The sequence below is a fragment of the Actinoalloteichus fjordicus genome (assembly GCF_001941625.1).
Classification (GTDB): domain Bacteria; phylum Actinomycetota; class Actinomycetes; order Mycobacteriales; family Pseudonocardiaceae; genus Actinoalloteichus_A; species Actinoalloteichus_A fjordicus.
Genome location: NZ_CP016076.1, coordinates 4,496,511 through 4,506,711, shown reverse-complemented (window position 1 = coordinate 4,506,711; position 10,201 = coordinate 4,496,511). Strand labels below are relative to the sequence as shown.

The 10,201-nt window shown below is 65.4% G+C and carries 12 protein-coding genes, 1 tRNA gene and 2 pseudogenes; 13 read left to right on the top strand and 2 right to left on the bottom strand.

Translation table 11 applies throughout. The features are described 5' to 3' along the window. The first annotated feature begins 193 nt into the window (after nucleotides 1-193). The 4 genes from UA74_RS19190 (at nucleotide 194) to UA74_RS19170 (ending at nucleotide 4,186) form a co-directional block, all read left to right on the top strand. Nucleotides 194-418, top strand: coding sequence for a hypothetical protein (locus tag UA74_RS19190; protein ID WP_232237333.1), 225 nt, complete (start codon nucleotides 194-196; stop codon nucleotides 416-418). A 38-nt stretch (nucleotides 419-456) separates the two neighbouring features. Beyond that, nucleotides 457-1,596 carry a wnt family protein gene (locus UA74_RS19185; RefSeq protein ID WP_232237332.1) on the top strand — a complete coding sequence of 380 codons (1,140 nt, stop codon included), beginning with the start codon at nucleotides 457-459 and terminating at the stop codon, nucleotides 1,594-1,596. Nucleotides 1,597-1,672: 76 nt separating this feature from the next. Continuing rightward, nucleotides 1,673-2,044: a hypothetical protein gene (locus UA74_RS19180; protein WP_075743990.1), complete on the top strand. Its 372-nt coding sequence runs from the start codon at nucleotides 1,673-1,675 to the stop codon at nucleotides 2,042-2,044. A gap of 1,383 nt (nucleotides 2,045-3,427) precedes the next feature. Further along, the gene (locus UA74_RS19170) at nucleotides 3,428-4,186 is read left to right on the top strand and encodes a hypothetical protein (RefSeq protein WP_198042783.1); all 759 of its coding nucleotides are present in this window, start codon (nucleotides 3,428-3,430) and stop codon (nucleotides 4,184-4,186) included. Here UA74_RS19170 and UA74_RS34315 read toward each other — a convergent pair. Together UA74_RS34315 and UA74_RS34310 are read right to left on the bottom strand one after the other, a co-directional pair. Further along, nucleotides 4,134-4,424, bottom strand: a complete 291-nt coding sequence (locus UA74_RS34315; RefSeq protein WP_404799997.1) for an aromatic-ring hydroxylase C-terminal domain-containing protein — start codon at nucleotides 4,422-4,424, stop codon at nucleotides 4,134-4,136. The two genes, UA74_RS19170 and UA74_RS34315, sit on opposite strands and share 53 nt — an antisense overlap. A 168-nt stretch (nucleotides 4,425-4,592) precedes the next feature. Next, nucleotides 4,593-5,434, bottom strand: a pseudogene (locus tag UA74_RS34310) (FAD-dependent monooxygenase); the annotation flags it as partial. Between the two features lie 122 nt (nucleotides 5,435-5,556). Here UA74_RS34310 and UA74_RS19160 point away from each other — a divergent pair. The 9 genes and pseudogenes from UA74_RS19160 to UA74_RS19125 all read left to right on the top strand — a co-directional run bounded on the left by UA74_RS19160 (nucleotide 5,557) and on the right by UA74_RS19125 (nucleotide 10,171). Continuing rightward, nucleotides 5,557-5,877 (top strand): PadR family transcriptional regulator, encoded by a 321-nt coding sequence (locus UA74_RS19160; protein WP_198042780.1) that lies wholly within the window; start codon nucleotides 5,557-5,559, stop codon nucleotides 5,875-5,877. Then, nucleotides 5,867-6,259, top strand: a complete 393-nt coding sequence (locus UA74_RS19155; RefSeq protein WP_075765052.1) for a DUF1048 domain-containing protein — start codon at nucleotides 5,867-5,869, stop codon at nucleotides 6,257-6,259. The genes UA74_RS19160 and UA74_RS19155 overlap by 11 nt, the downstream gene beginning before the upstream one ends. Before the next feature lie 23 nt (nucleotides 6,260-6,282). Further along, nucleotides 6,283-7,089 (top strand): ABC transporter ATP-binding protein, encoded by an 807-nt coding sequence (locus UA74_RS19150; RefSeq protein WP_075766231.1) that lies wholly within the window; start codon nucleotides 6,283-6,285, stop codon nucleotides 7,087-7,089. After that, nucleotides 7,086-7,847 (top strand): ABC transporter permease, encoded by a 762-nt coding sequence (locus UA74_RS19145; protein ID WP_075741489.1) that lies wholly within the window; start codon nucleotides 7,086-7,088, stop codon nucleotides 7,845-7,847. Before UA74_RS19150 ends, UA74_RS19145 begins: the two co-directional genes overlap by 4 nt. 144 nt (nucleotides 7,848-7,991) lie before the next feature. Then, nucleotides 7,992-8,192, top strand: coding sequence for a hypothetical protein (locus tag UA74_RS19140; protein ID WP_157434302.1), 201 nt, complete (start codon nucleotides 7,992-7,994; stop codon nucleotides 8,190-8,192). A 389-nt stretch (nucleotides 8,193-8,581) separates the two neighbouring features. Then, nucleotides 8,582-8,655, top strand: a tRNA-Pro gene (locus UA74_RS19135). A 595-nt stretch (nucleotides 8,656-9,250) separates the two neighbouring features. Further along, nucleotides 9,251-9,613, top strand: a pseudogene (locus UA74_RS34305) (DUF262 domain-containing protein); the annotation flags it as partial. After that, nucleotides 9,573-9,719, top strand: coding sequence for a hypothetical protein (locus tag UA74_RS32145; RefSeq protein ID WP_157434301.1), 147 nt, complete (start codon nucleotides 9,573-9,575; stop codon nucleotides 9,717-9,719). The pseudogene UA74_RS34305 and the gene UA74_RS32145, both read left to right, overlap by 41 nt. Beyond that, nucleotides 9,716-10,171 carry a hypothetical protein gene (locus tag UA74_RS19125; RefSeq protein ID WP_075741486.1) on the top strand — a complete coding sequence of 152 codons (456 nt, stop codon included), beginning with the start codon at nucleotides 9,716-9,718 and terminating at the stop codon, nucleotides 10,169-10,171. The genes UA74_RS32145 and UA74_RS19125 overlap by 4 nt, the downstream gene beginning before the upstream one ends. Nucleotides 10,172-10,201: the final 30 nt, after the last annotated feature.

Sequence of the window (10,201 nt, the reverse complement as noted above, 5' to 3'; positions counted from 1 at the left end):
TGTGATGACACCACATCAGGTCGACGGTTCCGGTTCTGGAGGAGAATTCCCGGCTTACCGGTACTCACGAATACAGACTGCGGTCTCGTCGGTACCCTTGGTAGGGGCGGGGTGGGGAAGGATGACGGGGTTCGAGGTCGATCCTGCAGCGCTGAGCGCTTCGGCTGACGCCGCGCAGCAGGCGGCGGATGTCGTGCGCACACTTGACTTGGGTCGGGTGACGGAGCTCGCCACCGCGCTGCCGGGGACGGAGTCGGCTGGGACCGCCGGTCAGCTCGGCCCGCATTGGGAGGACAGCTGCGCGAGCTGGGCCGAGGGCATGGACTCCTACGCGGCAGAGCTGCACTCGGCTGCCGATGATTATCAGGAGCGAGACGATGCGAATGCGCATGGTTTCGGCCGGACGGTAGGCGGTTGATGGCCACATGGGATGAGATCAGGCAGTGGCGGCCGGACATGATCGGTCAGGTCAGTGACCATCTCTCCGCACAGAACAAGTTGGTCGTCGGTCTGCAAGACGAGCTCGATGGTGCCAAGCCGGCTGAGTGGAGCGGGGATGCGGCAGAGGCTGCGGAGAGTGATCTCCGGGCCCGTTGTCAGGCGCTCGAGGACCTCGCTGCTCGATTGTCCGCTGCAGTGACGATCATCGATGACACCGAGCGAGCTGTGCGGGATCTGGTCCGCAGCATCGAGGCGACCGAGGACCACGCTGCGAGGAACGGCTACCGGATCGAGAACGGCGAGGTCGTCGACATTGCGGATTCCGGGGGATTCGCCATGCTCATGACCCTGCACGTGGAGGTGCAGGGCATCCTGGGCCAAGCGGCCATGATCGACACCGAGTTGGACTCCGTGCTCAGACACATCCTGTCCGGTGAGATCGACGACGCGGGAGCGACGACGCTGGCGGAGGCGGCGGAGACGGGCGAGGACCGTATCGTCGATGAGCAGTGGCATCGCGATCTGCTAGCCAGGTACCAGGTCAGGACCGACGATACGACCATGTGGCCAACCGGTCTGGCTGGCTGGATCGCGGAACTGAGAGACATCCCGCAGGAACGGCTTACCCAGACCGAGGTGAGGATGCTCGACGACCTGCAGATGCGCAAGGGACTGCTCGGACTCCAGGAGTTCGGCGACATTCGACAGGATGCGCTGCATGTCTCGGAGAGCATGTTCGAGGGAAAGGGCAAGACCGATGGGCATTCGGACGCGTTCCGGCACGCCTACTGGAATGCTCTGATGACACAGCGTTATGGCGAGCAATGGGCGGGCGAGTTCGCCACCGCACATGAGCGGAACCCGGCCGGCCACCACATCCCGGTGGGTATGGATCTGCACAACAACGAGGTGGGCCGCGAGATCGCGCGAGCCAATCCCGAGGCCGGTCCCGAGGAGTTGGCCGCATTGGTCGAGCAGGCGGTCACGGATGGCAGAATGGTGGTCATCGACAACAACGACACCCTGGTGCCGTCCAACGAGGTGAACCCCGGGGAGACCCGCGACACCCCTAACAACCGCTGGCCGACGGACAACCCTGGACGCGGCGACGACCACGACCCCGGCGAACCGTCGGCGACTCCGGACCAGTATTGATATGCGCTTGATATTGCCACTGCTCGCATTGCTCGCCCTGGTGGCGGGATGCGGCGCGAACACCTCGGGAGTGCAGGTGGAGTTCGACGTGGACCTCGAGACCGCGATCGTCGAGCTGGGCCGGTCCGGCGGCTCGAGGCCGTTCAAGGAACTGGCCCCCGGCGACTGGACCTCCGTGCAGGTCCTCATCGGACCCGCAACCGGTGCGTCGATCGAGGAAGAACTGGGTCGACCCGTCGAGATCACCGGTGACGGTACCTACGACGGTGACTACATCCAAGACGGCGACCTCCTCGTTTTTCAACGCGACAACGAGATCGTACGGATGGTCAGCCTGGGCCAAGTTGGCGCGCTCGGTGTGGGTGAGTACCGGGATGACGTGGTTCTGCAAGAGCAGGACGGTGTCATCAGGATGGTCGACCCGGATGGACGTCCCGCAGGTCGCTGACCGGGCTTCCGCTGGGAGCGGTCGCTGCGCTTGGAGCTTCGACAAGTTCGGGCGTGGGCGCTCGATCGGGTGATCGGGCCTTGGTGGTCTGCGTGAAACGGGGTGATAGGCCAAGGCGTGTGTGCTGCTCGGTCCCGTGGGTGAGCCGATCGAGTCGGTGGTGAGGTTTCTGTGGGGCTTGCGGGCGGAGGGCGGTCGAACGTAGTTGTGGTCGACACGATTCTCCCGAAATCCTCCCTCTTGCGGACATTCCGTCTGGTCAATGGAGCGTTACGTGGTCACGGCTACGGTCAACCGTGAGGCCTGAGCGGTCCGTCGTGCTGTCGTCTCCGGACGAGCAGCTGTGGTGCAGCGTGGCGACGTGGTCGAGTGCATCATCGAGAACATCTCGATAGCGGGCTGCGGCATTCCGGCGTGGCGGGGCGAGCTTCGACTCGGCGACTCGAACGAGAGAGTGGCCTTGGGGATGAGCGCGATCGGCGTGCCCCAGCGCCGGACTCACGGCGTGGTTGGAGCGTTCGCTGGACGTCCTTCTGCGCGGCGAGCTTCGGGAAGGGAAGCGTCTACCGACACGCCGGATCAGTCTTAAGCGGATCTCGGGCGAGTCGTCCATGATGTCCGGATATCGGCGAGCCCGCTAGACTGTGCCAGCCGATCAGCCCTGATCGGGCAGGTTGCACCCGGCCTTCACGGCCGGGCCTTATTGCGACATCTTGGTGGCCCATCGGCCTGGGTCTCGTAGCGAGCTGTGCCGGACTGTGCGGACCGGGCCGTGCTGCAGGTCTACCGCCCGGTACCTCTGGATGTCTTTGATCATCGCCAGGTGGGATGTTCCCAGGCGGGGGAAGTGTAAAATCGTGGTTCTGCTGTCGAATTTGGGCGTTCTCGGTGGAGTTCAGGGGTGTCAGTTCTGACTCGCCTGTGGAGGTCCTCGTGAACCTGATCGACAGCAGCACTGCCTACCGCCACTTCCGCAGTCACGAGGGGTGTCGGCTGCCGTGCCTGGGCCTGAGATGGGTATCTCGACTGTCGCCGAGATCGATGAGACGGCGATCGGTTCTCGGGACAGGTCGGTGCTGCTGTACAGCCCGGCAGAGGCGGCGCGGTTGTTGGCGGTCCGGGAGTCGTGGCTGCGTCGTGCGGCCGGGCGTCGGCTGATTCCGTGCACGTTTCTCGGTAAGCACTGCGGTTCTCTGAGGCTGACCTGACGGCGGTGATCGCTGCCGGAGCTCGTCCTGCCCGCGACGTCCGGCAGCGTCGGTCGCGTTCGGCGCTCTGAGCTGCCCGGCTGTGGGTTGGGCGGGTAGCTGGCTCTCTGTGGTGATTGGAGCGTCCATGGTGTCGTGGCGCGTCCGCGGCACGGCGGGTGAAGGGAGAAATGCGGTGGCATGGGTGGAGAAGCGTGGCACGAGGTCATGGCGTGTGCGGTACGTGCGTGACGACGGCACCCTCGGATCGTTGCCGGGCTTCGCGACGAAGCGAGCCGCTGCCGATCACGCCGAGGACATGGAGAGCGATCAACGACGAGGCAACTGGATCGACCCCGCCGCCGGCCGACTCACTCTGGCGGAGTGGAGCGTTCCCTGGATGGACGCGCTGGATCTCGCCGCCAACACGGAGAATCAGTACCGCAGCCTGCTACGCAATCACCTGCTTCCCCGGTGGGGCGACGTCGCCATCGGGGACATCACCGGCATCGCGGTGGCCGCCTGGTCGAAGAAGGTCCGTGCCGCCGGTTACGCCCCCGCGAGTGTCGCCACCATGGTCAAGCTCCTGTCGATGCTGTTGGCCGACGCCGCCTACGAACGCCTGATCCCCGCCAACCCGATCCGCCCCCGCCGCCGAGGACGCCGCCGACGTACGCGCGCCCCCGAACGGCAGTGGGCCACCCACGAGCAGGTCCTCACCACCACCGATCAGGCCACCGCCCTGGGCGGCGCCTGGGCGGGGACTCTCATCCACACCGCCGCCTGGACCGGCGCCCGCTGGGGCGAACTCCTAGGCCTGCAACGACACAACACCCACCTCGACGACGCCCGCATCGTCATCGACCCCGATCACGGGGCACTCCACGAGATCAACGGCAAATTCAGTCTCGGGCGCGGACGAGCAGCGCTGCGGGCGCGTCGACCTCACCGATGACGGGGACGGGCCAGTAGTCGTGCTCACTGCGTGCCTCGACGACGTCGACACGAACCGTCCACCCCGCCGTCGTCACCTCGGTGTTGCCGCTCAGGTTGAGCAGGACCGGGCGAGCGGCGTGCAGAAGCTCGTGGACGCGGGTGGCGCCGCGCACGGTCTTCAGCGTGGCGTCGGGGACCCGGCGACCGGCTAGTGGGTGGTCGTCCGCCGGGTACCGCACGTCCAGGCCGGTGATCATCTCTCGCAGGTGCCTGTTGACGTCGTCGACCACCATGAGCGAGCCGAACACTTCGCGCAGCGCGTTCATCTCGGCGCCGAGCCTGGCCAGCGCCGACTGCGCGCGGGTGTTGTGCAGCACGCGTTCTGCGACGGGATGGCGTTCGGCGTGGTAGCTGTCGAGCAGCGCGTCCGGCGCATCGCCGCGCACCACCGCGGCGAGCTTCCAGCCGAGGTTGACGGCGTCCTGCACGCCGATGTTCAACCCCTGCCCGCCCGCCGGGTAGTGGATGTGCGCCGCGTCGCCCGCGAGCAGCACCCGTCCGTCGCGGTACCTGTCCGCCTGCCGCGCCGCATCACCGAACCTCGAGATCCACTTCGGACTGTGCATGCCGTAGTCGGTCCCCGCGAGCCGAAGCAGCGCCTCCCGCAGCATGGCGAACGTCGTGGGTTCATCACGGCCGGGAACGTGGTCGTACTCGAAGGTGATCACCCGAAACCAGCCGGGTTCCAGCGAGATGGCGGAGAAGTGACCGGTCGGGCACCGCCGCATGAAGATGAAGTCCCCGGGCAGGTCGGGCAGCCGGACGTCTCCGAGTAGGGCGGTCATCGTCGCCGGGGTGCCGGGAAAGCCGATTCCCGCGAACTTGCGTACCGCGCTGCGCCCACCGTCGCACCCGACGAGGTACCGGGCGTTCAGCGTCGTTCCCGTGGCCAGGGCGACCTCCACGCCGTTCTCGTTCTGGCGCAGGCCGGTCACCTCGGACGACCAGCGTACCTCCACGTCGAGCTCTGCCGCCCACGGCTCAGCAGCCGTTCGATGACGGACTGCAAGAGCATCAGTGGGTGCGGGTGGCGGGACTCGAGTCCCTCGAAGTCCAGCCACAGCCCGGAGAAGTGGCCCACCGGCGTCAGATCGCCCGCTTCGAGGAACCGGTCGAGCACGCCGCGCTGGTCCAGCACTTCCAAGGTGCGGGAATGTATTCGACCCGCCCGGAACTCACCCGTTCGTTCGGGCAGTGCGTCGGCCACGGTGACGGCGACGTTCGCCAGACGACGACCTTGCGCCGGGGGTGGTACCTAGTGCTACTTTGTAGTAGTACTCAGCAACACCAAGTAGTTCGGAGGAGTCCTTGCGCAGGCAGGCGACGGAAATGCTCAAGGGCACGCTCGAGGGCATCGTCCTGGCGATTCTCGCCAGCAGGCCCGCGTACGGGTACGAGATCACGGCGTGGCTTCGAGACAGGGGGTTCACCGAGATCGCAGAGGGAACGGTCTACGCGCTGCTGGTCCGGATCGAGCAGCGCGGTCTCGTGGACGTGGAGAAGGTCCCTTCGGAGAAGGGGCCTCCGCGCAAGGTGTATTCCCTGAACGACGAGGGGCGGGGGTATCTCGAAGAGTTCTGGAAGACCTGGAGTTTTCTCAGCGAACAACTCGAAGAGCTCAGGGAAGAGGGGAACGGCAGTGGGCACTGAACCGGGCGAGCAGAAGAACCGTTACCTGCGGTATCTGGAGGTCGTGACCGGATCGCTCGAGGAGAAGCGGCGCTACCGGCAGTGCAAGGAGCGGATCGAACGGCTCCCGCACGACTACCGCACGGCGGTCGAGGCGCTGCAGCGGTACATGCAGCACTTCGGCCCGGACCAGTCGGAGAGCCTGGTGGCGATGCTGGCGGACTTGACAGACCTGTTCGAGCAGAGCGCGGCGGACGGAATCCCGTTGCGCCAGGTCGTCGGTGAGGACCCGGTGGAGTTCGCGGAGGCGTTCCTGCGCAACTACCCCGGCGGCTCGTGGATTCGTAGGGAGCGAGACCGGTTGACCAAGACGATCGACCGCGTGGCGGACGGCATGCAGTGACCGACCAGAGGATGGAAACCCGGATGGCAGTTGACCAGAACCAGGAGTTCGCGATCCGCGTCGCGGGTCTGGAGAAGTCCTTCAAGGATCTGCCCGTGCTGCGCGGGGTGGATTTCGAGGTGGCGCGAGGCAGCATCGTCGCGCTGCTCGGCTCCAACGGAGCAGGCAAGACCACGGTCGTGAGGATCCTGTCCACGTTACTCAAGACCGACGCGGGATCGGCCGACGTCAACGGTTACGACGTCGCCACGCAGTCCGCGGGCGTGCGGGAGTCCATCAGTCTCACCGGGCAGTTCGCCGCGGTGGACGAGATCCTCACGGGGCGGGAGAACCTCGTGCTCGTCGCCCGCCTGCGGCACTTGAAGGATCCCGGCCGGATCGCGGACGGACTGCTCGAGCGGTTCTCCCTGACCGACGCGGCGAACCGGCGGGTGTCGGAGTACTCCGGTGGTATGCGCCGCCGCCTCGACATCGCGATGAGCCTGACCGGCAACCCGCCGGTGATCTTCCTCGACGAACCGACGACGGGCCTCGACCCGCAGTCGCGCCTCGAGGTGTGGCAGGCGGTCAAGGAACTCGCGGGACGCGGTACCACGGTGTTGCTCACGACGCAGTATCTGGACGAGGCGGAACAGCTCGCCGACCGGATCGCGATCCTCCACAAAGGAAGGATCATCGTCAACGGCACGCTCGCCGAGCTACAGCGGCTGCTGCCCGCCAAGGTCGAGTACGTGGAGAAGAAGCCGACACTGGAGGACGTCTTCCTCGCGCTCGTCAGCGACGACGGTAACGAACGTTTCTCGGAACCCACGAGTCAGGAAAGCAGATGATCACTAGATTTCTGGCTGACATCACCATCCTGCTGGGACGATCGCTGCGGCACACCCTGCGCAGCGTCGACACGATCATCACGACCGCGTTGATGCCGGTCGCGATGATGCTTCTGTTCGTCTACGTGTTCGGCGGCGCCATCGACACCGGTTCCGACTCGTACGTGAACTACCTGCTGCCCGGCATCCTGCTCATCACCGTCGCATCCGGGATCGCCTACACCGCAGTCCGTCTCTTCACGGACATGAAGAGCGGTGTCTTCGAACGTTTCCAGTCCATGCCGATCGTGCGCTCGTCGGTGCTGTGGGCGCACGTGCTCACCTCCCTGGTCGCCAACCTGATCTCGCTCGTCGTCGTGCTGACGGTCGCTCTGCTGATCGGCTTCAGTTCGGGAGCGGGGGTTCTGGCGTGGCTCGCTATCGCCGGAATGCTGTTCCTCTTCACACTGGCGCTCACGTGGATCGCCGTCATCCCCGGCCTGTCCGCCAAATCCGCAGAGGGCGCGAGCGCGTTCTCCTACCCCCTCATCTTCCTGCCGTTCCTCAGCTCCGCCTTCGTCCCCACCGCCACGATGCCCGGCCCGGTACGCGCGTTCGCCGAGAACCAGCCGGTCACGCCGATCGTGAGCGCCATCCGCGCGCTGATGACCGAACAGCCGGTCGGCGACGACATCTGGGTCGCTCTCGGCTGGTGCGCCGGCATTCTCGTCGTCGCGTACCTCTTCGCGACCTCCGCCTACCGCCGCAAGATCTCCTAGTGCCACAGCGCCAGCGCGCATCACGCGCTGGAGGCCGTCGACCCGAGCACCTCTAGCGGCGGCATCGAGGTGGACCGCGCCGACGGAGACGTCGTCGCCAAGGCCGCCGACTGTCCTATTCGGAACAGCGGGCCGACGCGGGGCATGGCGAAACTTGAGAACAGCTCCGACGGCATCGAGGTCGGTGTCAGCGAGCACACCTCCGCCGTCGTGGACGCGGAGAGCACGAACGGCACTGTTCGCAATTCTCTGTCCGTGCAGGATGCGGGCCGGTCCGGTGACAGCGTCGAGATCCACGCCCGCAACCGCCGCGACGGCATCGTCCTGCGGCGCGCGCTCGACTGACCGTCAACGCCGAAACTCCGCCGCAAGGACGGTGTCCTCGGCGATGTCGGTGAATTCCTGTCCCCGGAGCCATACGGCGATTCCGGGACGCCATCGAGCATCGCCGTCATCCGCTTGCCCACCGGCCTCTTCTGCAATGCGGAGTCGGTGAGCACAGAACCTTCGGTACTGCATGACAAAGGACCTGATGATCACCATGGCACGGAGAAGGTCGCCGGACCTTCACGCCGGCGAGCCGCGTGGGCTGCAGACTCCGACTGGTTCCCTTGGCAGCATGATCGACCCCTGAAGGTTGGATCGGTGTCTTCGCAGGTCAACATCAATGTCGGGGGGTCGCGCGAGGCGCTCTGCGGATGTTGTACTCTTACGAGGCACCGATGAGGTGTGGCCGGGACGTGGCGCAGCTTGGTAGCGCACTTGACTGGGGGTCAAGGGGTCGCAGGTTCAAATCCTGTCGTCCCGACGGTCGCGAAGCCCCGCTGAACTAGGCGAAAGCCCAGGTCAGCGGGGCTTTCTGCATTTCGGGGTAGATCTTCTCGGATCGCCCGCTGTCGCCAGCGCAGGTCTTGCGCTGGTGTTGGGAGGTTCGCTTGACGGACACAGACGAGGGGTCGAAGGTCTGGCGCTGTACTCACGAGGTGATCTTGTGGAGCGATGGCGCCGAAGTGAGCCGACGGGTTTGAGCATCCCGACTCGAGCTGTGATTCTCCTCTCCGCAGGTCAAGGAGAGATCCTTGGTAGCTGGCGCGCGTGGTGACGAGCCAGGTCCGAGGCTGGCTGGGAGCAGGCGTGCCCCCGTAGGTCGAGGCCGTAGGCGAGGTCCGTCGGCGGGCTCTGCTCGGGGGTCACTAACAGTGGGCGCCCATTTGGGTGAATAATTCCTGTGTTGATCGTCTAGATGTCACGCATATCGGATTATGCGGCCTCGAGGTCCCTCGCCGGGGACCTCTTTCGTATCCGTTGGAACAAGGAGTCCGGTGAAGGCAAGCGAGACCACGCTGCGCAGTCTGCTCCAGGGGGAGCGCCAGTATGTCGTACCTCTCTAGCGCCCTTACAGTTGGGAGCGGAAAGACCTCGATCAGCTCTGGCAGGACGTCATCAGTGTCGTGGACACCGGAGCCCATGGGTCCCATTTCCTCGGCTCGGTGGTTCTCGCCCCGAGCCCGGCGAACACACCGGCAGGCGTGCAGGTCTGGCTGGTGGTCGATGGTCAGCAGCGACTGACCACGCTGTCGATCCTGCTGTGTGCTATTCGTGACCACGTCACCGGGCAGGACCAACGGCTTGCCGAGAGGATCGACGACCTCTACCTGGTCAACCGATTCGCGGATGCACAGGGAGCGTCCGAAGCAGGACTTGGCCAGCGTGTGCGGATTCAATGTGAACTATGTGTTCCCAGGACAGCGCTTCCTGCCGGATGAGGTCGTCCCTGCGGTCCTCCAGGAGATCGGCATCGGTACCAGCGTCGTGGAGACCAGGCTCGGAGAGTTGCAGGAGAAGGCCAGGGAAGGCAGGGGTCTCGCGTGACGCCGGTCGAGAAGATGCACACCTGGGCGATAGAACGCAAGACCACGGCATCCGTCACCGTGAGCCATCGTGCAGAGGCGATTCTTGTGGAGTTGTATGTGCAGCGCCATGCCTTGGACGGCCTCTCCGCCTTTCGAACCCAGCACGATTTACGCCCCGATCTCTACCGCCATGACGAGTCCGAGACGGAGATCTTCGAGGCGAAGAGCACGGCCACTCACGACAAGGTGCGCGAAGCGATCGCGCAGTTGTGCGACTACGCCGTGCACAGTCCCCATCCCGTCACGCGGTTGACCGCACTCTTTCCCGAGCGACCGCAACCTGCCGGAATGGCTTACCTGCATCGAATGGGGATCGACTGCGTGTTCCTAGACGAGGCCGATCTGTTCCAGCGAACCCCGGCTCCTGCTGTAAGACGTGCACACATGCAGCCGGTGTGGAGGGGTGAGTGAACGTCCGGATGACCGGAGGCCTGCCTTGCG